20 protein-coding genes are annotated in these 26,994 nt (G+C 71.8%); 8 read left to right on the plus strand and 12 right to left on the minus strand.

The window, feature by feature from the left end:
- Positions 1-19 precede the first annotated feature (19 nt).
- On the minus strand, positions 20-814 hold the full coding sequence (gene yaaA / locus ACRWK8_RS00440) for a peroxide stress protein YaaA (RefSeq protein ID WP_378735000.1): 795 nt from the start codon (positions 812-814) through the stop codon (positions 20-22).
- A gap of 102 nt (positions 815-916) precedes the next feature.
- Between yaaA and ACRWK8_RS00445 the strand changes: the two genes are divergently transcribed.
- Positions 917-1,609 carry a GNAT family N-acetyltransferase gene (locus tag ACRWK8_RS00445; RefSeq protein WP_431867586.1) on the plus strand — a complete coding sequence of 231 codons (693 nt, stop codon included), beginning with the start codon at positions 917-919 and terminating at the stop codon, positions 1,607-1,609.
- A 287-nt stretch (positions 1,610-1,896) separates the two neighbouring features.
- Here the strand turns inward: ACRWK8_RS00445 and ACRWK8_RS00450 are convergent, their stop codons facing one another.
- On the minus strand, positions 1,897-2,121 hold the full coding sequence (locus tag ACRWK8_RS00450) for a DUF7455 domain-containing protein (RefSeq protein WP_378734996.1): 225 nt from the start codon (positions 2,119-2,121) through the stop codon (positions 1,897-1,899).
- Positions 2,122-2,613: 492 nt separating this feature from the next.
- Between ACRWK8_RS00450 and ACRWK8_RS00455 the strand changes: the two genes are divergently transcribed.
- Positions 2,614-4,719: a DNA gyrase/topoisomerase IV subunit B gene (locus tag ACRWK8_RS00455; protein WP_378734994.1), complete on the plus strand. Its 2,106-nt coding sequence runs from the start codon at positions 2,614-2,616 to the stop codon at positions 4,717-4,719.
- Between the two features lie 81 nt (positions 4,720-4,800).
- On the opposite strand, the gene cds1 is transcribed toward ACRWK8_RS00455, so the two are convergent.
- The 5 genes from cds1 to ACRWK8_RS00480 all read right to left on the minus strand — a co-directional run bounded on the left by cds1 (position 4,801) and on the right by ACRWK8_RS00480 (position 12,669).
- Positions 4,801-5,928, minus strand: a complete 1,128-nt coding sequence (gene cds1 / locus ACRWK8_RS00460; RefSeq protein WP_378734992.1) for an L-cysteine desulfhydrase Cds1 — start codon at positions 5,926-5,928, stop codon at positions 4,801-4,803.
- Between the two features lie 543 nt (positions 5,929-6,471).
- Entirely contained in the window at positions 6,472-6,798 is a 327-nt protein-coding gene (locus ACRWK8_RS00465) for a tetratricopeptide repeat protein (RefSeq protein ID WP_378734990.1), read from the minus strand.
- A 208-nt stretch (positions 6,799-7,006) separates the two neighbouring features.
- Positions 7,007-7,537: a beta-class carbonic anhydrase gene (locus ACRWK8_RS00470; RefSeq protein WP_378734987.1), complete on the minus strand. Its 531-nt coding sequence runs from the start codon at positions 7,535-7,537 to the stop codon at positions 7,007-7,009.
- Between the two features lie 84 nt (positions 7,538-7,621).
- Positions 7,622-10,117, minus strand: a complete 2,496-nt coding sequence (locus ACRWK8_RS00475) for a DNA gyrase/topoisomerase IV subunit A (RefSeq protein ID WP_431867587.1) — start codon at positions 10,115-10,117, stop codon at positions 7,622-7,624.
- Positions 10,118-10,326: 209 nt separating this feature from the next.
- Complete coding sequence (locus ACRWK8_RS00480) at positions 10,327-12,669, minus strand: glycosyl hydrolase (RefSeq protein ID WP_378734983.1); 2,343 nt, start codon at positions 12,667-12,669, stop codon at positions 10,327-10,329.
- Positions 12,670-13,272: 603 nt separating this feature from the next.
- Here ACRWK8_RS00480 and ACRWK8_RS00485 point away from each other — a divergent pair.
- Complete coding sequence (locus ACRWK8_RS00485; protein WP_431867588.1) at positions 13,273-15,474, plus strand: RecQ family ATP-dependent DNA helicase; 2,202 nt, start codon at positions 13,273-13,275, stop codon at positions 15,472-15,474.
- A 194-nt stretch (positions 15,475-15,668) separates the two neighbouring features.
- Here the strand turns inward: ACRWK8_RS00485 and ACRWK8_RS00490 are convergent, their stop codons facing one another.
- On the minus strand, positions 15,669-16,604 hold the full coding sequence (locus tag ACRWK8_RS00490; RefSeq protein ID WP_378735367.1) for a carbohydrate kinase family protein: 936 nt from the start codon (positions 16,602-16,604) through the stop codon (positions 15,669-15,671).
- A gap of 428 nt (positions 16,605-17,032) precedes the next feature.
- On the opposite strand from ACRWK8_RS00490, the gene ACRWK8_RS00495 reads away from it, so the two are divergent.
- From ACRWK8_RS00495 to ACRWK8_RS00510, 4 genes are all read left to right on the plus strand, one after another.
- Entirely contained in the window at positions 17,033-19,753 is a 2,721-nt protein-coding gene (locus ACRWK8_RS00495; protein WP_378734979.1) for a bifunctional acetate--CoA ligase family protein/GNAT family N-acetyltransferase, read from the plus strand.
- A gap of 86 nt (positions 19,754-19,839) precedes the next feature.
- Complete coding sequence (locus ACRWK8_RS00500) at positions 19,840-20,418, plus strand: DUF5998 family protein (protein ID WP_378735365.1); 579 nt, start codon at positions 19,840-19,842, stop codon at positions 20,416-20,418.
- A 257-nt stretch (positions 20,419-20,675) separates the two neighbouring features.
- On the plus strand, positions 20,676-21,500 hold the full coding sequence (locus ACRWK8_RS00505) for an enoyl-CoA hydratase-related protein (RefSeq protein ID WP_378734977.1): 825 nt from the start codon (positions 20,676-20,678) through the stop codon (positions 21,498-21,500).
- Between the two features lie 99 nt (positions 21,501-21,599).
- A complete protein-coding gene (locus ACRWK8_RS00510) occupies positions 21,600-22,253 on the plus strand; it encodes an MBL fold metallo-hydrolase (protein WP_378734975.1) in 654 nt (217 codons plus the stop codon).
- A 48-nt stretch (positions 22,254-22,301) separates the two neighbouring features.
- Here ACRWK8_RS00510 and ACRWK8_RS00515 read toward each other — a convergent pair whose 3' ends face one another.
- From ACRWK8_RS00515 to ACRWK8_RS00525, 3 genes are all read right to left on the minus strand, one after another.
- Complete coding sequence (locus tag ACRWK8_RS00515) at positions 22,302-24,452, minus strand: CHAT domain-containing protein (protein WP_431867589.1); 2,151 nt, start codon at positions 24,450-24,452, stop codon at positions 22,302-22,304.
- Positions 24,453-24,677: 225 nt separating this feature from the next.
- Positions 24,678-25,097, minus strand: coding sequence for a hypothetical protein (locus ACRWK8_RS00520; RefSeq protein ID WP_352387743.1), 420 nt, complete (start codon positions 25,095-25,097; stop codon positions 24,678-24,680).
- Positions 25,098-25,100: 3 nt separating this feature from the next.
- Positions 25,101-25,580: an RNA polymerase sigma factor gene (locus ACRWK8_RS00525; RefSeq protein ID WP_378734972.1), complete on the minus strand. Its 480-nt coding sequence runs from the start codon at positions 25,578-25,580 to the stop codon at positions 25,101-25,103.
- Between the two features lie 433 nt (positions 25,581-26,013).
- Between ACRWK8_RS00525 and ACRWK8_RS00530 the strand changes: the two genes are divergently transcribed.
- Positions 26,014-26,508: a DUF3145 domain-containing protein gene (locus tag ACRWK8_RS00530; RefSeq protein WP_378734970.1), complete on the plus strand. Its 495-nt coding sequence runs from the start codon at positions 26,014-26,016 to the stop codon at positions 26,506-26,508.
- 21 nt (positions 26,509-26,529) lie between these two features.
- Here the strand turns inward: ACRWK8_RS00530 and ACRWK8_RS00535 are convergent, their stop codons facing one another.
- Positions 26,530-26,985, minus strand: coding sequence for a DUF1707 SHOCT-like domain-containing protein (locus ACRWK8_RS00535; RefSeq protein WP_378734968.1), 456 nt, complete (start codon positions 26,983-26,985; stop codon positions 26,530-26,532).
- Between the last annotated feature and the right edge of the window lie 9 nt (positions 26,986-26,994).

The following is a 26,994-nucleotide window of genomic DNA, read 5'->3' on the forward strand; positions in this document are numbered from 1 at the left end:
GGTTGGGGCGAGGGCGGGATCAGTCGCGGACCACGACGTCCATCGTGCGTGCCGTGCGCGGCTTCGCGGCGGGCGGCAGTTCCACGGTGTGCCCGAGGTCGCGCAGCGCCGCGACCAGCTCCTCCGGGCTGTCGGCCCGGACGTTCTCCCGGACCAGCACCCTGGCGATGTCCCCACGGGTGGCCTTGGCCATGTGGCTGACCACGGACCTCCTGGTCACCCCGTCGACCTCGCGCTCGCGCAGCACCCGCACGGCGACGGTCCGCTCGGCGGCGGCACCGGTCGGCCTGAACGCGGCCGCGTAGGCCGCGGACCGGCAGTCCACCAGCAGGCGGTCCTCCGTGAGCTCACCGAGCGGGCCGGTCATGGCACCGCGCCAGTACGTTCCCAGGGCTCCCAGCGGCGGCAGTTTCACCCCCATGGACAGGCGGTAGGGCGGGAGCTGGTCGGCGGGGCCCACCACGCCCCACAGGCCGGAGAACACCAGGACCCGGTCCCGGACCGTGTCCCCGTGGTCGCTGAGCAGGTCGGGCAGCCCGAGCCGGTCGTAGAGCACCCCCGTGTAGAGGTCGGCCGCGCGCAGCGTGGGGGCCGTGGTCAGGTCCAGGTTGCGCTTGAGGGCGTCGGTCTGGGAGACCGACAGGCCCAGGACCTCGCGAGCGGTGTCCTCGGGGCCCGAACAGAGCGCGGTCAGCGCGGTCACGACCCGTTCCCGGCTCTCGGCCAGCTCCGGCAGGGTGAGCGCGCCCGGGTCGAGCTTGGGGCCCTCGCCGGAGGTGGCCTTGCCCTCGGAGGGCGGGAGCAGGATGAACATGGACTCTCCAGGTCAGGGGTGAGGTGGGACCGTGCCCATGGTAGGGCGTGTACGGCTGGATAGGATGTGCCGCTTCCGACACCGGGACAGTGAGGGGCGTACATGCACACGTGGGCGGAACGGGTGTCCAGGGACTGGCCCGCCTTCCGGACCGAGTCGCGCGCCGGCTGGCGGTTCGGCCTCGCGGAGGGGTTCACCAAGCGGGCGAACTGTGCCCTGGTGGAGGACCCCGGAGCCGAGGTGGCGGAGGTCACCCGGTTCTACCGTGAGCACGGGCTGCGTCCCTGCGTGCAGGTGTGGCCGGGGGAGGAGGCGGTGGACGCCCGTCTGGCGGAGCACGGATACGAGCGGGTGGAGCCCACCCTGGTGCTCGCCAGGGAACTCCCGGAGCGGCCCGAGGCCCCCGGGCGGACCCGGGTCTCGTCGGCTCCGACGCCGCGTTGGACGGAGCTCTTCGCGGAGACGGGTGTGTCGCCGGAGTGGGCCGAGGGCGTGGTGCGCATCCTCGGGCAGGTGACCACGGCCTACGGGGTCCACGAGGAGGGGATCGGCCGGGGCTGCGCGGTGCTGGACGGTGAGTCGGTGGCGATCTGCTCGATGGTCACGGCCCGCGAGGCCCGTGGCCGTGGTGTGGCGGGGGCGATCCTCGCCGACCTCCTCGCTTGGGCGCATGACCGGGGTGCCCGACGGGCCTACCTGTGCGTGGTGGCCGACAACGGGGCCGCGCTGCGCCTGTACCGGCGCGCGGGGTTCGAGGAGGTCTCGCGCTACCACAACCGGGTCCTGGCCGACTGAGGCCCCGCCCCGGCCCGACGGAGGGTTCTTGGCGCGGGTCCGGAGGACGGGCTCCGGCCACGGGCACCGGGACACGCCTCTCCGGCTGCGAGCACGTCACCCGTGTCAGGTCGCGTACGTCACCGTGTCCCAGCGCATGGGACCCCGGGACCCGGCTGTTCTCGGGGCCGGGCGCCGCAGCCCTCACGAGATCGAGCACGTCACTCGTGTCCCAGGGTCCCCCCTGGAACGAGGACGGCGGCCCCCGGAATCCGGGGACCGCCGTCGACGTTTCGTGGTCGTCGTGGCTAACGCTCTTCCGCGTTCTTGTCGCTCTTGGTGAGCTTGTCCGTCTCGTCCTGGATGTCCGAGGCGATCTTGCGGAGCGAGTCGTCGTGCTTGCGCATGTGGTGCGCGCAGAACAGGAGTTCGCCGCCGGAGTTCAGCAGCACCCGGACGTACGCCTGTGCACCACAGCGGTCGCAGCGGTCAGCAGCCGTCAGCGGCTGAGTGGGGGCAAGGGTTCCAGTCACTTCGCCATCCTCAATACTCGGCGTTAGTCACCTCTGACAACATCTAACCCGACCCAGACGTTCCCAACCGGGTCCCGTGTACGCCGACAGCGGAATCCGCCCGGTTCGTGTCCGTCTGGTGCCCCGTGGGGCAAATTCGTCGGACACGCTACCTCGTTGTCGTTGTACCCCTGGGGGAGGCCCGACTATCCCCGGAAAACGGGAGTATCCAGGTCGCATCCACCAGAGGTGGTAGTCTCGCGCGGGCAGGCCCGTCCGACCCCCACGTCGGTCCGCTCCGACCCGCACACGGTTCGTGGAGCCCGCCACGGCGGACCCGGCGTCGACGCCGGAGACCCGCACCCGGGGGACACGACCCCGCCCACACACGGCCGTGCCACGGCAAAGTCCCCGGCTCGCCGTAGCCTGGCCCCCTCAACAGTCGGCGCGGCGCGGTACAAAGGGCACGCGCCGCACAGCCACGATGGCCCTCAAGACGCAGGAGATGTCCGAGTGACCGCCTTGACCGCAGCCGTCCACGATCCCGAGGATTACTCCGCTCGGCACCTGTCGGTCCTGGAGGGCCTCGAAGCGGTGCGCAAGCGTCCGGGCATGTACATCGGGTCCACCGACAGCCGAGGCCTGACCCACTGCATGTGGGAGATCATCGACAACTCCGTCGACGAGGCGCTGGGCGGCTACTGCGGGCGCATCGACGTGACGCTGCACAGCGACGGATCCGTCGCCGTCAGCGACGACGGTCGCGGCATCCCCGTGGACAACGAGCCCAAGTCCGGACTCTCCGGTGTGGAACTGGTCATGACCAAGCTCCACGCCGGCGGCAAGTTCGGTTCGGGCTCCTACACCGCCTCCGGCGGCCTGCACGGTGTCGGCGCCTCCGTCGTCAACGCCCTCTCGGCCCGCGTGGACGTGGAGATCGACCGCCAGGGCCACACCCACGCCCTGAGCTTCCGCCGGGGCATCGCCGGGCGGTTCGCCGGCGCGGGCCCCGACGCCGAGTTCACCCCGGTGTCCGGCCTGGAGCAGATCCGCAAGGTCGCCAAGAAGATCACCGGCACCCGCATCCGGTTCTGGCCGGACATGCAGATCTTCCTCAAGGACGCCGAGATCACCCGGGAGAACCTCCTCGACCGGGCCCGGCAGACCGCCTTCCTCGTCCCGGGACTGACCATCGCGGTGCGCGACGAGCGCGCCGAGGGTGAGGCCCCCTACACCGAGGAGTTCCGCTTCGACGGCGGGATCAGCGAGTTCTGCACCTTCCTCGCCCCCGACGACCCGGTCAGCGACGTCCTGCGCATCCAGGGCTCCGGCAACTTCACCGAGACCGTCCCGGTCCTGGACGAGTCCGGCCACATGGTGCCCGCCGACGTCGAGCGCCGCCTGGACGTGGACGTCGCCCTGCGCTGGGGCACCGGCTACGACACCACCGTGCGCTCCTTCGTCAACGTGATCTCCACGCCCAAGGGCGGGACCCACATCAACGGCTTCGAGCGCGCCCTGGTCCGGGTGATCAACGACCAGCTGCGCGCGACCAAGCTCCTCAGGAACAGCGACGACCCGGTCACCAAGGACGACACCCAGGAGGGCCTGACCGCCGTCGTCACGGTGCGCCTGCCCGAGCCGCAGTTCGAGGGACAGACCAAGGAGATCCTCGGCACCTCCGCGGCCTCACGGATCGTCTCCCAGGTGGTCGGCAAGGAGCTGCGCGAGTTCCTCACCTCCACCAAGAAGGCGGAGAAGGCCAGGGCCCGCACGGTCATGGAGAAGGTCGTCGGCGCGGCCAAGGCCCGGCTCGCCGCCCGACAGCAGCGCGAGACCCAGCGCCGCAAGAACGCCCTGGAGAGCTCCGCGCTCCCCGCGAAGCTGGTGGACTGCCGCAGCGAGGGGCTGGAGCACAGCGAACTGTTCATCGTCGAGGGTGACTCCGCTCTGGGCACCGCCAAGCTCGCCCGCGACTCCGAGTTCCAGGCGCTGCTGCCCATCCGGGGCAAGATCCTCAACGTGCAGAAGTCCTCGGTCGCGGACATGCTCAAGAACGCCGAGTGCGCGGCGATCCTCCAGGTCATCGGGGCCGGGTCGGGGCGCACCTTCGACCTCGACGCGGCCCGCTACGGCCGGGTCATCCTCATGGCCGACGCGGACGTGGACGGCGCGCACATCCGCTGCCTGCTGCTCACCCTCATCTACCGGTACATGCGGCCGATGCTGGAGGCCGGGCGCGTGTACGCGGCCGTGCCGCCGCTGCACCGCATCGAGCTGACCAACGTGCGGCGCAAGCGCGGGGCCAAGCCCGAGGACCGGTACGTCTACACCTACTCCGACGCCGAGCTCCGGCGCACCCTGCTGGATCTGGAGAAGCGCAAGATCTCCTGGAAGGAGCCGGTGCAGCGGTACAAGGGCCTGGGTGAGATGGACGCCGACCAGCTGGCCGAGACCACCATGGACCCGCGCTACCGGACCCTGCGCCGCATCCGGGTGGAACAGGCGGAGGAGGCCGCGTCCGTGTTCAACCTGCTCATGGGCAACGAGGTGGCGCCGCGCCGCAAGTTCATCCAGGAGGGCGCCCAGGAGCTGGACCTGGAGCGCATCGACGCCTGACCGTCCCCCCCACGTGAAGGGGCCCGCGCGGGCCAGGGGTTCTCGAACCCCGGACCCGTGCGGGCCCCTTCACGTCTCCGCTCAGGGGGCCTTCGGAGGCTCCCAGACCCCGTCCGAGAGGAAACGGTCGATCGCCACCCGGTACGGGCCGGGGTCCAGGCCCCGTTCCGACACCCAGGCGTCGTTGTAGTAGCTGTGCTGGTACCGTTCGCCGCCGTCGCAGATCAGGGTGACCACACTGCCCTTGCGGCCCTCACGGAGCATCCTGGAGACCAGGTGCCACACGCCCCACAGGTTGGTGCCGGTCGATCCGCCCGCGCACCGGCCGGTGACGTCGTTGAGGTGGCGCATCGCCGCGATGCTCGCGGCGTCGGGCACCGGCATCATCAGGTCGATCACCGACGGTACGAAGCTCGGCTCCATCCTCGGACGGCCGATGCCCTCGATCCGGGAGGGCATACCCGTGGAGTAGTCGGCGGCACCGGTCACCCAACCGGGGAAGAAGGCCGAGTTCTCCGGGTCCACCACGGCCAGGCGGGTGTGCAGGCGCCGGTACCGCAGGTAGCGGCCGATGGTCGCGGAGGTGCCGCCCGTGCCCGCGCCCACCACGATCCAGTCCGGATCGGGGTGACGCTCCATGGCGAGCTGCTCGAAGATCGACTCGGCGATGTTGTTGTTGCCGCGCCAGTCCGTGGCCCGCTCCGCGTACGTGAACTGGTCCATGTAGTGGCCGCCCGTCTCGGCGGCCAGGCGCTCGGCCTCGCCGTACATGTCCGGCGGGTTGTCGACGAAGTGGCAGCGCCCGCCGTACCGCTCGATCAGCGCGATCTTCTCCGGGCTGGTCCGCCTCGGGACCACCGTGATGAAGTCCAGCCCCACCAGCTGCGCGAAGTACGCCTCCGACACCGCCGTGGAACCCGAACTGGCCTCCACGATCGTGGTGCCCTCGGTGATCCACCCGTTGGCCAGCCCGTACAGGAACAGCGAACGCGCCAACCGGTGCTTGAGGCTGCCGGTGGGGTGCACCGACTCGTCCTTCAGGTACAGGTCGATGCCCCACTCCGGAGGCAGGGGGAACACGTGCAGGTGGGTGTCGGCCGAACGCGTGTCGTCGGCGACCACCCTGCGGACCGCCTCGTCCGCCCAGGAACGGGCGCTGTCGGAACATCGGTCGACCCAGGGCAGGTCAGGGTCTGGAATGGGAGCCATGGTGAGGAGGGTACCCGTACCTCTTTGGGCCTCCGCTTCGCTTCGGCCCCTTTGCTTCGGCGCCTTTGCAGAGGGATTCTTCATCGTCGTCCGCGCCTGGCTCGTACCTCGCTGGCGGCTTGACTCCTCTTGCAGAACCCTCTCCGGCGCCTCGCTCATGTCTTTTTGGGCCTCCGCTTCGCTTCGGCCCGGGTCCGGCGCCTTTGCAGAGGAACCTTCGGCACCTTCGGTGTGATGGCTCGTTCCTCGCGATCCCACCTGCGGCACCTCCAGAACCCTCTCCGGCGCCTCGCTCATGTCTTTTTGGGCCTCCGCTTCGCTTCGGCCCGGGGTCCGGCGCCTTTGCAGAGGAACCTTCGGCACCTTCGGTGTGATGGCTCGTTCCTCGCGATCCCACCTGCGGCACCTCCAGAACCCTCTCCGGCGCCGGACGGGGCACCCCCTTGTGGTTTGGGCACGCGCGCCCAGGACTCACGCTCGCCGCTGAGCAGAGCCGGTCACCCTCAGCCGCAGGGGGTTACCCGTTCGAGCGCCCAAGGGGACTCAGTCCAGGGATCCGCCGGACATCACCGCGTACATACGCCGGTACGTGGCCGCCTCCTCGTGGCGGCTCTGCCTCTCCAGCGTGCGTGCCAGGGCGATGTGCGCCCAGTTGTCCACCGGGTCCAGCTCGATCAGGCTGCGGAAGGCCGACTCGGCCTTGTTGAGCTGAGCGGAGTGGAAGTAGGCGCGCCCCAGCAGCTCCAGCATCGAGCGGCTGCCCGGCTCGTTCTCCACCACGGGTTCGAGGATCTGGGCGGCGTAGATGGGGTCGCCCAGCTCCATGAACATGCGGGCTCGGTTGTAGGTGTCGTAGGTGCTCTCTTCCACGGTGCTCCTCTCAGGTGTCCACCGTCCCGGGTCACAACCGCCGCGGGGGTGGCGGCATTCCCGGGGATGGGGGAGGCGGGTGCGGGGCCCGGGGGTGGTGGTGCGCACCACCCACCAGAGTGATCCCCGCGCCGGACCCCGGTGACACCTTCCGACACGTCCGCCCCCGGCCGATCGGGCCGGGGGCGGACGCGTGGAACCAGCGGGACTAGAGGTCGACCGGGGTCACCCTGCCGTTGTCCACGTCGTAGATCGCCCCGGCCACCGGCAGGCCCTTGGGCAGCAGCGGGTGGTGCCGGATGCGTTCGAGGTCGTGCTGGAGCGCGCCGAGCTGGTCGTTGTCGGTCTTGAACTCCAGGCTGCGCGTGTCCACCCCGAAGTCGTTCAGGATGAGGTCGTGGACGACGTCGTCGTTCTCCACGGACGCCATCTTGCACTTGGTGTGCGGCAGGATCAGCACACGGTCCACGCCCAGAAGGTAGACGGCCAGCACCAGCGTACGCAGGGTGTCGTCCGTGACGCGGGCGCCCGCGTTACGCAGGATCTTCGCGTCGCCCGGCTTGAGGCCGAGCATGTCCAGCGGCTCGATCCTGGAGTCCATGCACGTGACGAGGGCCAAACCCCGCGCGGCCAACGGTTCGAGACCGGTGAGTGAGAAGTCGGCGGCGTAGTCGGCGTTGGAACCGAACACGTCGTCGAAAGCCCCGGGGGGAGGGGTGACGTTGGTGCTGTCGCTCACTTGTGGTGACTCCCTGTGTCGTATGGGTGCATGGACTGCCGTGCACACAGGTAAGCACACCCGTGCGCACGGCTGGCGTGAAACTCAGGCTCCTGATCCGGGAGGGGTGATCCCGGAGTCGGTCTGACCACTGCCGACCGTGACGACGGCACTGGTCAGGGCCTCCCCGGAGCCGTCCCGACGCTCGGTCAGGTCCGGCAGGCGGACCGGCTTGCCGTCGGCGCGCGACGCCCGTGCCGGGGCGCGTCCCACCCACGCGAACGTCAGGGTGTCCTCACCCTTCAGGTAGCGGTGGCAGCGCACCCCGCCGGTGGCCCGCCCCTTGGAGGGGTAGGCCGTGAAGGGGGTGACCTTGGCGGATCCGGGCAGGCTGCTCGTCAGGGCGTCGCCGCCTCCGGACACGGTCACCACGACCGAGTCCTCGGGGCTGGAGACCGCGCCGAACCACAGTACGCGAGCCTCCTCGGAGAGCCGTACACCGGCCACGCCGCCCGCCTGGCGGCCCTGCGGGCGGGCCGTGGAGGCCGAGAAGCGCAGGAGCTGGGCCTCGGAGGTGACGAAGACCAGGTCCTCCTCGCCCGTGGAGAGCTGGGTGACGCCGATCACGCGGTCGTCGTCCTTGAGCGAGATGATCTCGAAGTCGTCCTTGTTCGGCGGGAAGTCGGGGGCGACCCGCTTGACCACACCGCCGACGGTGCCCACGACGAAGCCGGGCCCGGAGGCGTTCATGGACACGATCGACACGACCCGCTCGCCCTCGTCGAGCTGGACGAACTCGACGACGTCCAGACCCGCGGCCAACGGTGGGCGCTCGGGTTCGCCGTCACCGTCAGCGGGCAGCTCGGGCAGCTCCACCACCGGGACCCGGATCATCCGGCCCAGGTCGGTGACGAACCCGATGTCCGAGCGCGAGGTGGTCGGGACGGAGACCTCGATCGCGTCGTGCTTGGCGCGCAGACCCGTGTACACGCGCGGCGGGGTCGCGCCCTTGGTACGGCCGATGTGGCCGTCGACCCCGAGCAGCACGTGGCAGGGCTGGTCGGCCATCTCCAGTGGGATGACGGCGGCGCGGGCCACCCCGTCGCTCTCGCGCAGCTGCGTGCGGCGCGGGGTCGCGAACTTCTTGGAGACGTCGTTGAGCTCCTTGGAGACCACCCGGCGCAGCTTCTTGTCCGACTCCAGGATGGAGGTGAGCTCCTCGATCTCCAGGTCGAGCTTGTCCCGCTCGGTCTCCAGCTCCAGCCGGTCGAAGCGGGTGAGGCGGCGCAGCGGGGTGTCGAGGATGTAGCGCGCCTGGATCTCGGAGAGGTCGTAGGCGCCCATCAGGGACTCGCGCGCGGCGGCGGTGTCGTCGGCCTCGCGGATGAGGGCGATGACCCGGTCGATGTCGAGCAGGGCGACGAGCAGGCCCGCGACCAGGTGCAGACGCTCCTGGCGCTTCTTGCGCCGGTGCTCGCTGCGACGGCGGACCACGTCGAGGCGGTGGTTGACGTAGACCTCGAGCAGCTCACGCAGGCCGAGGGTCTGGGGCTGGCCGTCGACCAGGGCCACGTTGTTGATGCCGAAGGTCTCCTCCATCGGCGTCAGCCGGTAGAGCTCCTCCAGGACCGCTTCGGGGTTGAACCCGTTCTTGAGCTCGATGACCAGGCGCAGGCCCTGGTTGCGGTCGGTGAGGTCCTTGAGGTCCGAGATGCCCTGGAGCTTCTTGGACTGCACCAGCTCCTTGATCCGGCTGATGACCTTCTCGGGGCCGACGCTGTAGGGCAGCTCGGTGACGACGAGGCCGGTGCGGCGCGCGGACACCTTCTCGATCGCGACGGTGGCGCGGGTCTTGAAGGTGCCGCGGCCCTTGCGGTAGGCGTCGCGGACGCCGTCCAGGCCGACGATGGTGCCGCCGGTGGGCAGGTCGGGGCCGGGGACGAACTCGGTGAGCTCGTCCAGGGTGGCCTCGGGGTTGGCGATCAGGTGGCGCGCGGCCGCGATGACCTCGCCCAGGTTGTGCGGGGCCATGTTGGTGGCCATGCCCACGGCGATGCCGGACGCGCCGTTGACCAGGAGGTTGGGGAAGGCCGCGGGAAGGACCTCGGGTTCGGTCTCCTGACCGTCGTAGTTGGGCTTGAAGTCGACGACGTCCTCCTCGATGGAGGACACCAGGAGCTCGGCGGCGCTGTCCAGCCGGGCCTCGGTGTACCGCATGGCGGCCGGGGCGTCGTCGCCGCCCAGGGAACCGAAGTTGCCGTGGCCGTCGACCAGCGGAACGCGCATGGCGAAGGACTGGCTCAGTCGGACCAGGGCGTCGTAGATGGCGGAGTCGCCGTGGGGGTGCAGCCGACCCATCACCTCCCCGACCACGCGGGCGCACTTGACGTGTCCGCGGTCGGGCCGGAGGCCCATCTCGTTCATCTGGTACAGGATGCGCCGTTGGACCGGTTTCATGCCGTCACGCGCGTCGGGCAGAGCGCGTTGGTAGATCACCGAGTACGCGTACTCCAGGAAGCTGCCGCGCATCTCCTCGGAGACGTCGATGTCGATGATCTTCTCGGCGAGATCCTCGGGGGGACGGGAAGTAGTACGGGCCATGTCCGTAATTCTGGCCTGTGCCAGGGACTGAAACGTACGGGGGCGCGTGGTTGGGCGTGTGTGAGTCGCGCGACTGGGGGGTTTCGCACCGTCTTCGACCCGGTTTTCCGTCCCCGGGAGGGCCCGGGGACGGAGAACACGACTCGCGTGTCGCGCGCGTGCCCTCCTCCGCGCGCCCGGTCACGGGAGGGCGCGCGGAGGAGCGGCGGTCAGCCGGTGGTCACGGCGGTCTCCCCGGCCGGGACCTCCAGGGAGGTGCCGTCGGAGAAGGTGACGGTGAGCGGGCCCGTGCCCGGGTTGAAGGCGGTGTACGTGCTGGTCCCGCCCTTGTCGAACACCGCGTAGTGGGCGGTGTCGGCGGTCACGGACACGTCCACGGTGCCGAACTCCGCGAGGGTGGAGACCCACTGGTAGGTGTGCGGCTTGGAGCCGCCCGCCTCGGGTTCGTAGGTCTGCCACTGCTCCTCGAACATCCTGAGGGCGTCGTCACCGTCGGAGAGCGCGCGGTGGGCCCAGTGGATGTCCCGCCAGATGTCCGGCTCACCGCCGAGCTTGTCCACGAGTGACTCGTAGATCACCCCGGCGTGCTCGGGGTCGTGCCCGAGGTACAGGGAACCCGCGGTGATGGGCAGGTAGTTGATGCCGTAGTGCTCCTCGTGGCCGCCGTCCCACCAGATGCGGTAGTCGCCGCCGTCGCCCCAGACCATGCCCACGACGTCCTCGGGGTAGTCCTCGGGGAAGGTGTCCCCGCCCGCGTTCTGCCAGTAGCGGGCGATGGTGGAGGCCTGGGTGGTGTGGAGGTAGACGCCGAGGTCGCGCAGCTCCTCGTCGCCGGTCAGCGCGCCGAAGTGGGCGGTGGCGGCGGCGAAGTGCATGCCCTCGGAGGAGGACTCCTGGTTGTTGCCGGCGGCGAACCCGGCGTGGCCGGAGGCCCAGCCGTGTCCGGCGTAGGGGGAGAAGGAGCGCAGCCGGGGGAACATGTCCCCGTCGGTACCGGCCACGTCCTGGATGAGCAGGCGGATCATGCCTCCCCAGGCGTCCTCGTCGGCCCAGTCGCGATCGTAGCGGGCGACAACGGCGGCGGCCGAGACGAAGTAGCCGTAGTGGAAGTCGTGGTCGTTGAGTTCGGTGGCGGCCCCGAAGCTGTCGGGGTAGCCGAGCATCGTGCCCCACTCCTCGTCGTAGTGGAACTGGCGGGTGCCTCCGGCGGTGAGCCAGTCCTCCAGGCGCTCCTGGACCAGGGCGAGGAGTTCGTCCCGGGCCTCGGTGTGGCCGATGGAGTCCGCGATGGGGATGAGCTGCGCGAGGCGGCCCATGGCCTTGCCGTCCCAGTAGGTGTCGCCGGGCTCGGGGAAGAGCTCCTCCTCCGCGAGGACGTCGTCGATCAGTGCGGCCAGCCGGTCGTGGTCGGCGGCGTCGACGGTGGGCAGGCTGGGCATGATGCCCTGCGTGGTGAGTTCGGTGGTGAAGGAGGCGCCCTCGGAGACCTTCATCTCGCCGCGCGGGGAGGCGTAGGCGAGGTCGGTGAGGTCGCCCGTGACGTTGGCCCACTGGTGCGGGTAGAGGGCGGTGAGGGTTCCGGTCTCCTCGCCCTCCCTGGCCTCGGTCTCCAGCCGGTAGGTGCTGGTGAGGGAGGACGCCGCCTCGTCGTAGTCGTACTCCACGACCGAGCCGGTGACGAAGGAGTGGGCGTAGGGGGCGAAGGTGTCCAGGTCCTCGGGTGAGGGCAGGACGGCCACCGAGTAGTACCCGTCGTCGCCGGTGTCCGCGGTGAGGGTGTCACCGGAGACGGACCAGGGCGAGTCGGAGGGCGCGAACAGGGCGTAGTGCCTGCCGTTGACGGTGGCGCCGACGGTGGAGCCGTCCTCGTGCCAGATCTCGGGGGTGCCGGAGAAGGTCACCTCGGCCCCGGCGCCCTCGGTCTCGGCGTAGGCGAAGGGGAGTCCCTGGCCGATGGTGACGCGCAGCTGGGCCCCGCCGCCCTCCCACTGGGCGGTGACCGTCCAGTCGCCGCTGTCGGCGGTCCGGGTGTCGGGGGAGTCGAGCCCGGCGGCCCCCAGGGTGAGGTCGGAGACGGCCGTGTACTCGTACTTGAGGTCGTCGCCGACCATCTGGTGGGAGTCGGGGTAGCCCATGTCGAGGCCGCCCTCGTGGGGCTTGTAGCTCAGGGGGTGCGCGAAGAGGTTCTCGCCGTGGGGGTTGTCGGGGTAGCGCTGGAAGATCAGCGAGGACCACCACTCGTTGGTGGGGGCCGGGCCCGTGTGCTCGTCGGTGACCTTGGGCGAGACGGGGGCGCCGTTGAGGTCGGAGGGGCCGGAGGCGCCCTCGGGGCGGGTGCTGGTGTAGCTGCCGGAGCCGACCGGGACCTCGGCCGCGCCCTCGGCGGAGACCGGGGTGACGGAGGTGGGGCCGGTGACCGCGAGGGCCGTGCCGCCGACCACGAGGGCGGAGGCGGCGGCGAGCAGACCGAGGGAGGTCCGCGTCCGCGGTTGTGCGTGTCGGGGGAAGCGGGGGAGGAAGCCGCTGGTGGGGCGGCCTCGTGGTTGCGCCATCGTCTGCCTTTCGTGCTTCTCTCAAGGGGCGACCGGTTCGGGAGCGCTCCCATTGGGGGGCCGGAGCCCTGGCGTCGAGTGTTCAGGTGACACTCGGTGAGCGCAATGCCACATAACTGGAAAGTTTCCATTCTGTTACCGCTGGCCCCCGTCCACGGAACCGGACACCACCGGGAACCATGCCCCCATCGAGATCCGGGTCCCGCTTGGCTGCCTGGGACGGACACCGAACAGGAACCACCCCCTCACCGGGGAAGTGGACCCTGCTCGGGTGCCTGGGGCCGATCACCGCCCGGGATGGGACACCGTCGGTGAGCGGGCCCGGGGCGCCGCCGGTCATCGACCGGACACCACCAGGGGCCGGTCTCCATCCGGTAGTCCGGTAGTTCGGGAGCCGGACGCCGCCGGAGGAGCGGGCGCGCGCCGGAGCCGCCGGAGGAGCCGCTGCGGGCCGCGTCACGGGGCACCCGGGGCACCCGGGGCGGGCCCGCCTGAGAGCTTGCCCACGGCACCGACGCGCCGACCCGTCCGCGAGGGCGCCCCGGAACCGTCGTGCCTGTGGACGACCCCCTCCACCCCCACCGCCTCTGGTACCAAGGAGTCATGGCCACTCCCACCCAGCCTGACGTCCCCGTCCCCGACGCGCCGACGACCACCGAGCCAGCCCTCTCCGCCGCCGAAGGCGCCCTGCGCGAGCGCGCGGAGGGGCACCTGCGCGCCCTCGCGGGCGAGTCCGCCCGCCTGCGCGAGGACCAGTGGACCGCCATCCACGCCCTGGTCGCCGAGCACCGCCGGGCGCTGGTCGTGCAGCGCACCGGTTGGGGCAAGTCCGCGGTGTACTTCGTGGCCACCGCCCTGCGCCGGGCCGAGGGGGCGGGGCCCACGGTCATCGTCTCCCCGCTGCTCGCGCTGATGCGCAACCAGATCGCCGCGGCCGAGCGCGCGGGCATCCGCGCCCGCACCATCAACAGCTCCAACACCACCGCCTGGGAGTCCACGTACGCCGAGGTCTCCCAGGGGCTGGTGGACGTCCTGCTGGTCAGCCCCGAGCGGCTCAACAACCCGGAGTTCCGGGACCGCGTCCTGCCCGAACTCGCCGCCGGGGCGGGCCTGGTCGTCATCGACGAGGCGCACTGCGTCTCCGACTGGGGCCACGACTTCCGGCCCGACTACCGGCGCATCCGCTCCCTCCTGCACGACCTGCCCGACGGGGTGCCGGTCCTGGCCACCACGGCCACCGCCAACGAACGCGTCACCCATGACGTGGCTGAACAGCTCCAGGCCGGTGCCGACCGGGCCGACACGCTGGTCCTGCGGGGCAGCCTGGAACGCGAGAGCCTGAGCCTGGGCGTGGCCGAGCTCCCCGACCCGACCGCGCGGCTCAGCTGGCTGGCCGAGCACCTGCCCAAGATCCCCGGATCGGGCATCGTCTACACGCTCACCGTCAGCGCCGCCGCCGAGACCGCCCGCTTCCTCACCGAGCAGGGCCTGGAGGTGCTGCCGTACACCGGGCAGACCGATCCCGACGAGCGCGGGCTCGCCGAGGACGCCCTCCTCGGCAACCGGGTGAAGGCGCTCGTGGCCACCAGCGCGCTGGGGATGGGCTTCGACAAGCCCGACCTGGGTTTCGTCGTGCACCTCGGAGCCCCGCAGTCACCGATCTCCTACTACCAGCAGGTCGGCCGTGCGGGACGTGGCGTGGAACGGGCCGAGGTGGTGCTCCTGCCCGGCCGCGAGGACGTCCGGATCTGGGAGTACTTCGCCGGTCTGTCCTTCCCCCCGGAGGAGACCGTGCGCCAGACCCTCCGGGCTCTGGCGGAGTCCGACAGGCCCCTGTCCACCGCCAGCCTGGAGACCAGGGTGGACCTGCGCCGCACCCGCCTGGAGCAGATGCTCAAGGTGCTGGACGTGGACGGCGCGGTGCGCCGGGTGCGCGGCGGCTGGACCGCCACGGGTGAACCCTGGACCTACGACGCGGAGCGCTACGCCGCCGTCAGCGCGGCCCGCGAACGCGAGCAGCGCGCCATGCTCGACTACGTCTCCACCGACACCTGCCGGATGGAGTTCCTCCGCCGACAGCTCGACGACCCCGCCGCCGAACCCTGTGGCCGCTGCGACGTGTGCACCGGGCAGTACTGGCCCACCGACGTCGACACCGGCCGCCGCCAGGCGGCCGCCGACCACCTGGACCGGCCCGGCACGCCGCTCGCGCCGCGCCGCCAGTGGCCGTCCGGCATGAACACGCTCGGTGTGAGCCTGTCCGGCAAGATCCCCGAGAACCTGCGGGCGGGCGAGGGGCGTGCCCTGGGCCGGCTCACCGACATCGGCTGGGGTACCGAGCTGCGCCGCGTCTTCGCCGAGGACGCCCCGGACACCCCCGTGGACGAGCGACTCCTCCAGGGTGTGGTGCGTGTGCTCGCCGCGTGGGGATGGGAGAACCGACCGGTCGGGGTGGTCGCGATGCCCTCGCTCTCCCGCCCGACCCTCGTGGGGGACCTGGCCGCCCGTATCTCCGAACTCGGCCGACTCGCGCCGCTCGGCTCCCTGTCCTACCGGACCCCGGCGGGCCCTGGCCCGCGCCGCCACAACAGCGCGATGCGACTGGAGCAGGTGTACAACGCGCTGGTGGTGGATCCCGCGCTGGCCGACCGCGTGGCCGAGCTCCAGAGAGACACCCCGGGCCCGATCCTGCTGGTGGACGACCAGACCGACACGGGGTGGAGCCTGACCGTGGGCGCGGCCCTGCTCCGCAAGGCGGGAGCCCCGGAGGTGCTGCCGCTGACCCTGTCCACCACGGGAGGGTGACCACGCGGGTCGGGATGGCCCTGACGGTGCGCCTGCCCCGCCCAGCGGTCCCCGGCCGGGAACCGCTGGGCGGGGCCTCCTCGCGGTGCGCGGGTCAATCCGGCAACGCACCGTGCCGGGCGGGGTCGCCGGGCGGACATGACGAGACCCCGCCACCCTGGGGTGCGGGGTCTCGTCGGAGGAACCTGACGGGTCTAGCGCAGGCGCTGGCCCCGGGGCGCGCCCCGGCGCACCGGCTGGCCCTCACCCAGGTCCGGGCGGGCACCCGGCTGGTGCAGGGCACGGGCGGCCAGCCTGCTGGCCCGGCCCAGTGCCTCCTTGGGGTGCCGGCCGGTCAGCCACGCGGGGAGGAACCCGGCGATGAACGCGTCACCGGCGCCGACCGAACCGGGGGAGGGGTCCACCGGCTCGGCGGGGGCCCGCACGCAGTCCTCGCGGGTCTTGGAGGCCCACAGGCCACCCTCCTCGCCGAGCTTGATCACGACGTTGGGGAACCAGGCGGTGAGCACCTTCGCGGCGGCCTCGGCGTCGTCCCGACCGGTGAGCACCCGGGCCTGGTCGACGTTGACGAACAACAGCCGCGCGCCCTGCGTCCAGTCGAGGAAGTTCTCCGCCCCCGCGCGCTCCAGCGGCGCGTGCGAGCCGCCGTCCACGGAGATGGACATGCCGCTCTCCCGCGCCATGCGCAGGGCCACCCGGGCCGCGCGGCGGGAGTCGGAGTTGATCAGCGTGTACCCGGACACGTGCAGGTGGCCGTCGGGGCCGAACACGTCGCGGGGCAGGTCCTCGGGCTGGAGACGGGCGTTGGCGCCGGGGTCGCTCAGCATCGTCCGGTCGCCCCGGTGGGTGATCATGACCACGCAGGTGCCGGTGGAGCGCTCGGGGTCCATCACCATGCGGGAGTCCAGGCCGTAGCCCATGAGCTCCATCTCGCGGGTGCGCCCGGTGATGTCGGAGCCGCGACGACCGACGAACGTGGTCTCGGTGCCCTCGACCGCGAGCCACGAGGCGATGTTCGCCCCGGAACCGCCGCCGTACATGATCACCGACGCCGGGGTGTCGCTGCCGCGGGCCAACGGGTGGAACGCGCGCGCGACGGCATCGGTCATCAGATCACCGATCACGACCACTCGAGTCATTTCGCCAGCCACCACCGAGGGTTTGAGAATCTGTGCCCGCACGACGTTAACAGCTTAACGATCAGTGTCGGGTAACGAACTGACAGCGCCCGGGACACGCGGTCGCGCGGGGGCCGCCGCGGATCGTGAGGCCCTGCGTACGAGGGGGTTTCGACCCACCCAGGAAGACTATCCGCACTCGGCGTGATCTCGGACGCCCGACCGTCACCGGAACCGGTCGGGCACACTCCGAGGGCGTGGGTCCCGCTCGTGTCGTGGAACCGGAACCTCGGGGCCCTCTCTGTATGCCCACGCACCGGTCGCCGCGCGTGTCCGAGGGTCTCGACCCCCCGTTCGCGAGGCCCGCCTGAGGGGTCGATTTCGGTCATCCCGCATGGACTTTCCCCGAATTCGACCGATTGTCGTCTAGTCTCGCTGTCGTGCAGTCCTACCCGAACCACTGGGAAGCCGACGTCGTCCTGACCGACGGAGGCACCGCGCACCTGCGCCCCATCACCCCTGACGACGCCGACCTGCTGCGCGAGTTCCACTCCAGGCTCTCACCGGAGACGATCTACTACCGGTTCTTCGCGCCCTACCCCAAGCTCTCCGACCGGGACGTGAAACGCTTCACGACGGTCGACTACGAGGACCGCGTGGCCCTGGTCGCCACCATCTCCGACTCCATGGTCTCCGTGGTGCGGTATGACAAGGTCGCCCCCGAGGAGGCCGAGGTGGCCTTCGTCGTGGAGGACGGGCACCAGGGGCGTGGCCTGGCCTCGGTGCTCCTGGAGCACATCGGAGCCGCCGCCCGCGAACGCGGGGTGCGCCGTTTCATCGCGGACGTCCTGCCCGAGAACCGGCGCATGATCAACGTCTTCCGCGAGGCCGGGTACACCGCGCAGCAGACCTTCGACGAGGGCGTCATCCGCCTCACCCTCGACCTTCAGCCCACGGACGACTCCACCGAGGTCATGCGGGCCCGCGAACAGCGCGCCGAGTCGCGCTCCATCGCCCGCCTGCTCTTCCCCGAGTCCGTCGCCGTCATCGGGGCCAGCCGCACGGCGCACACCATCGGCCAGACCGCGCTGCGCAACCTGCTCGGCGGCGAGTTCCAGGGCCCCGTCTACCCGGTCCACCCCGAGGCCAAGGCCGTCGTCGGCGTCCGCGCCTACCCCTCCGTCCTCGACATCCCCGACCAGATCGACCTCGCCGTGGTGGCCGTGCGCGCCGACACCGTCGTCGACGTGGTCGAACAGTGCGCGGAGAAGGGCGTGCACGGGCTGATCGTGGTCAGCTCCGGGTTCGGTGAGGTCGGCCCCGAGGGGCGCGCCCGCCAGGACGAACTGGTGCGCACCGCCCGCGCCGCCGGTATGCGCGTGGTCGGGCCGAACTGCCTGGGCATCGCCAACAGCGATCCCACGGTCTCGCTCAACGCCACCCTCTCCCCGGACCTGCCCCCGCAGGGCCCCATCGGCTTCTTCTCCCAGTCCGGAGCCCTGGGCCGGGCCATCCTCCAGCGGGTGGCCGAACGCGGCATGGGCCTGTCCACCTTCGTCTCGGCGGGCAACCGCGCGGACGTGTCCGGCAACGACCTCATGCAGTACTGGCAGGAGGACCCCGCCACCAAGGTGGTCCTCCAGTACCTGGAGTCCCTGGGCAACCCGCGCAAGTTCACCCGCCTCGCCCGGCGCCTGGCCAAGCAGAAGCCGGTCGTCGCCGTGCGCAGCGGCGGATCCGCGCGGACCACCCCCACCGGGCACGCCGCCGGTGGCCTGGCCCTGCCCGACTACGCCGTCACGTCCCTGTTCCAGCAGGCGGGCGTGGTGCGCGTGGACGACATCACGCAGATGTTCGACGCCGCCCAGGTGTTCGCCTACCAGCCGCTGCCCGAGGGGCCGCGGGTGGGCATCATCGGCAACTCCGACTCCCTGGAGCTGCTGGTCAAGGACGCGGCGGTCCGTCAGGGGCTCAAGCCGCACGACCCGGTCAACCTGGGTCCGCAGGCCACCGCCGACGACTTCGACACCGCGATCCGGGCCGCGCAGGCCGCCGAGGACGTCCACTCGATCGTGGTGGTCTTCGTCCCGGCCCTGCACCCCATCGGTGACGACGTCGCCCGTGTCCTGCGTGCCCGCTCCCTGGACTCGGACAAGCCCATCGTCACCACCTATCTCGCGCGCCAGGGCCTCCCCGAGGAGCTCAGGCACGTCGGTGACCAGGGGCAGACCCTGCACGGCTCGGTGCCCTCCTACCCCTCTCCCGAGGACGCCGTCCGGGCCGTCGCCCACGCCACCCGGTACGCCCAGTGGCGCAACCGCAAGCCCGGACGCCACCCCGAACTGCCCGACATCGACCGCGCCCGGGCCCGTGCCACCATCGGCCGCGCGCTCAAGAAGGCCGCGCCGACCGACGACGACGTCGCCTGGTTCGGCGGCGAGCGACGCTACGACGAGGAGACGGCGATCTCCTCCGAGGACGCCCGCGACCTCCTGGCCTGCTACGGTATCGCCGCCTACCCGGACATCAGGGTCACCTCCGCCGAGGAGGCCGTGGTCGCCGCCGGTGAGCTCGGCTACCCCGCCGTGGTCAAGGCCGACGCCCCCGACCTGCGGGTGCGCGCGGGAGGCACGTTCGTCCGCGCCGACCTGCGCACGCCCGAGGACGTTCGGAGCGCCTACCTGTCCCTGGAGGACCGCTTCGGTGGCGAGGCGGAGCTGGTGGTCCAGCGGATGGCCGCGCCCGGCGTTCCCACGGTGGTGCGCGCGGGCGACAACCAGTCCTTCGGCTCGGTGGTCTCCTTCGGGCTGGCGGACGTCACCGCCGAGCTGCTCGACGACCGCTCCTTCCGGCTGGCGCCGCTAACCGACATGGACGCGGCCGACCTCATCCACGCGGTTCGGGCCGCCCCGCTGCTGTTCGGACTGCCCGCGGGCGCCACCTCGTTGGCCGAGCAGCCCAACGTGGAGGCCCTGGAGGAACTGCTCATCCGGGTGTCCCGACTGGTGGAGGCCTTCCCGGAGATCGGCTACGTGGACCTGGACCCGGTTCTGGTCAACGCCACCGGAGCGCACGTCCTGGGCGCCCGAATGTGGCTGCGCGAGGCCCCCGAGGTCCGTCCCGACGTGGGACCGCGCCGTCTGCGCGGGGTGACGTTCTGATCAGGGAATGGGTCTCCCGTTTCGGCGGACGGTCGCGAAGTGTCGCCGGAAGGGGGCAGGATAGAGGTATGAGGAAAACACGTGCCGTGTCCACGGATTGGCGCCTGGAGATCGAGCGGAGCGGTTACTACCCGGCTCTGGTGATCGACGCCGTCGCGACCACCCTGGGCGAGGAGGACGCCGAGGCGTTCATCGTGCACCATGAGGCGACCTTCGACCCGGCCATGGAGATGCGTCGGCACATCACCGTCATGCTGCTGACCGCCACCCGTCTCGTCGTCTGTCACACCGACGAGCACCCGCCCACCGAACCCGGTGGGACCTCGCACGCCTCCACCACGACCGACAGCATCCAGCTGGGCAACATCCAGTCGGTGGCGCTGACCCGGGTCGTTCCCAACCCCGCCCAGTACACGCCGGGCAGCCTGCCCAGTGAGCTGGTGCTCAGCGTGAACCTCTCGGTGAACTGGGGCGCGGTCGCGCACATCGACCTCGAACCGGCCTCGTGCGCGGACGAGAGCTGCGAGCTCGACCACGGATACACGGGCGCCCTCACCGCCGAGCCGCTCACTCTGAGGGTCAGCGAGGCGGCAGACGGCGCGGAGGCGGTCACCACCATGCTGCACTTCGCGGACGCGCTGTCCGCCGCGACCACGCGTCGCTGACACGGCGGACGCGAGCCAAGCACACCCGGCGGGGCCGGGGCGATCTCCACGGAGGCCGCCCCGGCCCCGTTCCGTGGGGCGGTGGGAGCCGGGGCGGGCGTGAACGCTAGCGTGTGGTGCACGTAACACGAGCGCGCTCGCCCGTAACACGGACCCGGCAGACTCGTCGTCGGTCGGCATGGCCGGGACCGCCGCCGTACCGCCGCCAGTGACGCCGTGGCCTCCGCGCGCGTCCAACGGAGAGAGGTCAGCCAGCGATGACGCAGCACCCGACACCCCCGAACCCCTCGGGCGACGCCCCCCTCGTACGCTCGAACGTCGACCGGGCCATCGCCACCATCACTCTGGACTCCCCGCGCAACCGCAACGCGCTGTCCGCCCGGCTGCGCTCCCAGCTCTCGGCGGCGCTCTCCGCCGCCATGGCCGACGACGAGGTCCGGGGCGTGGTCCTCACCGGGAGCGGCCCGGTGTTCTGCGCGGGCGCGGACCTCAAGGAGGTCGGTGCGGCCCTCCAGGGGGCCCCGGTCGCACCCGCGCCGGAGCTCCCCGAGATCTTCGAGCAGATCATGGGCGGCCCCAAACCGGTGGTCGCCGCCCTCAACGGTGCGGCCCGCGCGGGCGGGATCGGCCTGGTGGCCGCCGCCGACATCGCGCTCGCCCCCAAGAGCGCCACCTTCGCCTTCACCGAGGTGCGGATCGGAGTGGTTCCGGCGATCATCTCCGTCCCGGTCTCGGCGCGCATGCACTCGCGCCAGCTCAGCCGCTACTTCCTCACCGGGGAGCTCTTCGACGCCTCCGACGCGGCCCGGGCGGGGCTCATCACCCAGGCCGTCCCCGACCGCGACATGGACCAGGCGTTGGACGCCGTCCTCCAAGGGCTGCGCGGCTCGGCCCCGACCGCGCTGTCCCGCACCAAGGAACTCCTGGGGGAGCTCGGCGGCGGAGCCCAGGCGGCCCCGGACCGGCGCACCGAGGTGTTCACCCGCATGGGAGAGCTCTCCGCCGAGTTCTTCGCCGGTGAGGACGCGGCGGAGGGCCGGGCGTCCTTCTTCGAGAAGCGCCCGCCACGCTGGGCACGCTGACGCCGTCCGGGCACCGCTCGGCGCCGGAGACGGGACACCCGAATCACCGGGTGCCCCACCCGGGTTTCCACTCTTCCCACGACAGGCCACAATGGTCGGGTGAGCTACTCCGGAGATACCAAGGTCGGCGGCCCCGCCGACCTGCGCCAACTACCGCATCTGACGATCACCAAGCTGGCCGTGGGCCCGATGGACAACAACGCCTACCTCCTCCGCTGCCGGAGCACGGGCGAGGCGGTCCTCATCGACGCGGCGGCCGAACCCGACCGAATCCTGGAGATGATCGGTGAGGACGGGCTGACCCGAGTGGTCACCACCCACCGCCACCAGGACCACTGGCAGGCCCTGGCCGAGGTCGTCGGCCAGACCGGCGCCCGCACGGTCGCCCACCCCGACGACGCTGACGAACTGCCGGTGTCGGTGGACGAGCCGGTCGCCCACGGCGGCACCGTCCCGGTCGGGGACAGCGCACTCACGGTCATCCACCTGCGCGGCCACACGCCCGGGTCGATCGCCCTGCGCTACGACGACCCCGACGGCCACACCCACCTGTTCACCGGTGACAGCCTCTTCCCGGGCGGGGTCGGCAAGACCTGGTCCGACACTGACTTCCAGACGCTGTTCGGTGACGTGTCGGAGCGGCTCTTCGGCGCCCTGGGCGACGACACCTGGGTGTACCCCGGGCACGGCGGAGACACCACCCTGGGCGCTGAGCGTCCGCACCTCGCGGAGTGGCGCGAGCGCGGTTGGTAGGAACGTGACGGGGCGCGGTGGTGACACGGTCCGCCGCGCCCCGGTCACTCAGGTCCCGTAACAGCAGAAGCCGAGGTGGCCGAGGTGCTCCGCCACGGCCTCGGCCACCTCGGCGCCGTGCGCGAGCTCCCGGTGGAACGAGCGCATGGCCACTTCGGTCCGCTCGTCGTCCACCGGCACCGGACTGGCCACCACCGTGCGCGTGCCCCGGGCCAGCAGGGCACCCACGAAGCCGCCCGGCCGCCCCGGCGCGCCGCCGAAGCCGTGCCCGCCCCAGCAGCTGGAGAGGACCGCCAGCGCCGGAGCGGAGGGGAGCGCCGTCAGGTCGCAGGCGAGCAGCGGCCCGTCGCGCAGCTCGAACCGGTCGAGCATGGGCGTACGGTCCCCGACGTTCCCGTGCCCGGCGAGATGGGCGAGGTCGCAGCGGGCCAGCGCGTCGAGGATCCGCCTCCGGCCCGCGTGGACCAGGAGCCGCGCGCCCGGATGCGCTCCGGCGAGGGCGGCCACCTCCAGCCGTGCCCGGCGTGGCTCCGGCCCGCACACCAGCAGGACCCGGTCCCGGCGGGGCCGGACAGGCGGTCGTTCCGCCCAGGACCTCGCCGTGGGCACCAGGCGCACCGGCCGCCCGCGCAGCCCCGGGAGCTGCCCCCAGGGGAGGTCACCCACGTACGGCGCGGCCGTCACCAGCAGTGAACGGTTCCCGATCAGGGGCAGCAGCGGGGCGAGGAGGGTCGAGGAGACCAGCGCCGCCGCGCCCGACACCGGGCGGTCGGGATCGGAACGACGGGGCGGCCGTGTCCGTGGCACGGTCCGCTCGTGGACGAACCTGCCGAGTGCCCGACGGACGCGCACGAGGGGCCCGAGACCGCGCGCGTGCACGCGTCCGGCCACCGCGACCAGCGCGACGGCCTCGGATCCGGCCACCGTGTAGTGGACGAACGCCCGGCCGTCCAGGCGCTCCAACAGCGTCTCCAGGACCGGGAGCCGGTGCTCGCGTGGCGCGTGGGACCCCGTACGGGGCACCCGCCAGTGCGCGGACTCCCAGCGCCGGGCGTGGTGGCGGGCCTCGGGACCGGCGCCGCGTCCCAGGGCCAGGCGGTAGCGGCCGGTCGGGTCCGCCATCCTGGGCGCGGAGGCGGACTCGGGGGTCGGCGTCAGTCCCTCGGCCCAGGTGCGGCCCAGCTCGGCCCACTCCAGGGCGGTCGCGGGATCCCCGGCGAGCAGGGAGGTCTCCAAACCGGCCCGGAGCACGTGCGGGTCGCGGACGGCGGTCCCGAGCCAGGGCCCGGGCGCGGCGCCCCTGCGCTCGGAGAGACGCTCCAGTGCTCGACGGGCGTCCGTGAGCGGACCACGCCCTCCGGCGACGTCCCAGGCGTTCCGGTGGCCGGGGGACCGGTCACCGGGACACCCCGAGGGCTTCGGGCCGAAGGGTGGTGCCACGGCGGGAACACGGAGTTCCAGGAGGTCCCTGGCCCGGCGGGCGGGCGCGCGGCTCCGCGTGGCGCCGTCGGCCACGCGTTCCAACCGGCGTGCCAGGCCGTTCCAGAGCGAACCCGGGCCCAGGCCCGCGCGGATTCTCCGGGTGAGGAGGAGCGCGCCGGGGTGGTCCCCCTCCATGAGACGGAGCTTGGCCTCCACCAGCACGCGCGCGGTGCCGTCCTCGTCGGTGCGCCAGGGGGCCTCGGCCAGGGTGCGCCCCGCCTCCTCCACCAGCCCCACCGAGAGCAGGGCCTCGGCCAGGTCCACCCGCAGCGGGCCCTGGCGGTCGTCGGGCATCCGCTGCGCGAGGTCGTGGAAGGTGGTGATGGCGGTGTCGGTGTGGCCCCTGTAGAGGTCCAGACAGCCGAGGTTGTGCCGGGCCACCAACCCCAGCAGGGGGAGGCGGCGCGACTCGGCCAGGGAGAGCGCCTCGTGAAGATGGTCCTGGGCAGCGCCGAAGCGTCCGCAGAGGGTCTGGGCCAGCCCGAGGTCGGTGAGGACGCCGGGGAGCACCGGGCCGAGCTCCGAGACGGGGTGGCCGCGCAGACGCCTGCGGGTGTCGTCGAGGAGTACCACGGTCTGGTCGCAGCGTCCGGCCTGGGCCAACCTCACACCCTGGTTGACCTGCGCCAACAGTGCGCGTCCGGTGGCCAGGAACGGGGGGTCGTCGTCTGGGGGAGGGCTTGTGGTCGAGCGGGCGGGCGTTGCGCGGGGGAGCACGTCCGGCAGCCTTCTTTCGCCAGGGGGCGGTCCACTCCAGTGATAGCAGTGTGTCCGGCCGGGCGGGAGTGGCCCGCGTCAACCTGTGGATATCCGGTCGTTCGTGGATCAGGACGAACCCGGGCGCATGAGGGCATGGGGTCGCTCGGGTGCACGATCCGAATGCGGGTTCGGACCGTGGCCGATTCTCGCTCCCCGCCCGCGACCGCCGCCCCCGTTCCGGGTTCAGACGGTGAACCAGTCCGTGACCGTGAGGGGGCGGCCGGGGCACTCGACGACCAGGCACAGCGGCCCCGGAGGTACGGAGGTGTCGAAGCGGCCGTCCATCCCGACGAACAGGAGAAGCGTGGCGTCCGGGCGCCGGAGGCGCACGTCCACGTGGTCGAAGTCGCCCCTGACCAGGCCGGACAGGAGGCGTTGGCCGCCGCTCGCGCGCACCTGAAGGTCCAGGTGGACTCCGTCCAGGTCGAAGCCCAGGAGGCTCGGGGCGCTCTCCCGACCGTCGCGCTGGAGCGGATCCTCCGGGGAGGGGGCCGAGTCACTGACGGTTCTGGCCATCCGGGCCTCGTCCAGGGAGCGGTCGAAGGCGGCCAGCGCGGCGGCCCGACCGGATCGGTCCTGACGTGGGTCTGGGTCGTTCCGCACGGTTCACGCACGCCTTTCGCTCGGATCCGCGTTCGCTCGAAGGGAGCGGCGGAGTTGGCGGATCAGATGCCGCCGCTGGTTCGGGGTGGTCCGGTGGGAGATCGGTCCGGCGTCGGGGGAGTCGTCGAGGTAGAGGCGTGCGACCCGGCGGTCCACCGGGTCGGTGAGGGCGTCGACGGCGCGCAGGAGGGCGGCGTGCCGTTCCGCGTGCAGGTACCGGAGCTCGGGGTCGTCCCGGTCGTGGGCGTACCCGTCCATGTCCGAGGGGTCCACGGGGACGAAGCGCTGCCGGTGGCGCCGCTGACGGTCACAGGCCGTGTGCGTGGCCCGGCGCAGCCAGGCGGCGAGCCGGTGCGGTGAGTGGAGGCGGGTCAGGTGCTGGTTGAGGCGGAGCCAGACCGTCTGGACGGCGTCCTCGTGGTCCTGCCGGGGGAGCCGGTAGGACCGCGCGACGGCGTTCACCATCGCGAGGTGGCGGTCCACGATCGCCTCCCACGCGTCGGCCCCGCCGTGGCAGGCGCCCAGGACGAGTTCGGCGTCGGTGGCCTCGGCCGGCTCGGGAGACGGCGCGGGAACGGGGCCGGTTGTGGCCGGAACCGGCGAAGAAGTGGTAGAAACATACCCTGAACAGTACTGATGGGCGTTTCTGTCGCGGGTTTCCGGAGACTGGATGCCCTCTCGAGTCTGGTCTGGCACATCCGCCCCCACTATGATCGGACTCCCTGTCGCCGCCTGGGCCACACGCTAATCACTGGGTGTCCCGGGTGCGGTGGGAACGCTGGAAAATACCAGCGTGCGAGATGGTTCTCAGGGTGCCATTGGGGCACAATGGGGCAAAAGGCATTCAGGCGGGTATGCAACCTTCTCGTAGTACGAGGGCGTCGGGGAAGCGCACTCGTTCGTATCAGGAGGTTCGGTGTCCGCACGTGGCGTCTTGTACGTCCACTCCGCACCCGCGGCGCTGTGCCCACATGTCGAGTGGGCGGTCGCGGGTGTCGTTGGAGTACCCGTCAAACTCGACTGGGTCGCGCAGCCGGCGGCCCCCGGCCATCACCGTGCCGAGCTCAACTGGCAGGGGAGGGCGGGGACCTCGGCCGCCATGGCCTCCGCACTCAACGAATGGCAGCGCCTGCGGTTCGAGGTGACCGAGGAGGCCTCGCCCGGCTGCGACGGCATGCGCTACAGCTACACGCCCGGCCTCGGCGTGTTCACCGCCGTGACCAGCGCCGCGGGTGAGGTCCTCGTTCCCGAGGGTCGACTGCGCGCCGCCATGGCCACCGCCGCCGCCGAGGGCACCGACCTCGCCGCCGAACTCGACCGCCTCACCGGCCGTGCCTGGGACGAGGAGCTCGAACCCTTCCGCTACGCGGGTGACGGCGCCCCGGTGCGCTGGCTGCACGCCGTCGGCTGAGCCGCCTCCCGGCGCCGAACCTCAGGGAGGGGTGTCCTCGCTCGGCCAGATGGCGGAGGCGAGCAGGACCGCCGCCCAGATCCCCAGCGGGACCAGGGGCCAGTACGGAACCAGTTCGCCGCCGAGCAGGCTGGCCACGCCCCAGACACCCGTCAGCGCCCCGGCCACACCCAGCCACCAGCGCCACTCCTCGCCCCACTCCTCCCAGGGCACCGGAGCACCCGCGGGATCGCGGTCGCGGTGGCGCTCACGGTGGACTCTCGGCGGCGGCACGGGGATCTCGGGTTCGGGGAGGTCGGCGGTCAGGGAGCGCAGCTCACCGACCAGGACCGAGCTCAGGGCGGCGCCCACGCGGCGCTCGTACTCCTCGTGGTCCAGACGGCCCTCGGAGAACGCCACCGCGAGGCGGTCGACCGTCAGGTCCCGCTCGGTGTCCGAGGCGCGCATCTGGTTCAGCGGCAGACGTTGGGCCTCCACTTCCCACCC

This window comes from Nocardiopsis eucommiae (assembly GCF_965344335.1).
GTDB classification, from domain to species: domain Bacteria; phylum Actinomycetota; class Actinomycetes; order Streptosporangiales; family Streptosporangiaceae; genus Nocardiopsis; species Nocardiopsis eucommiae.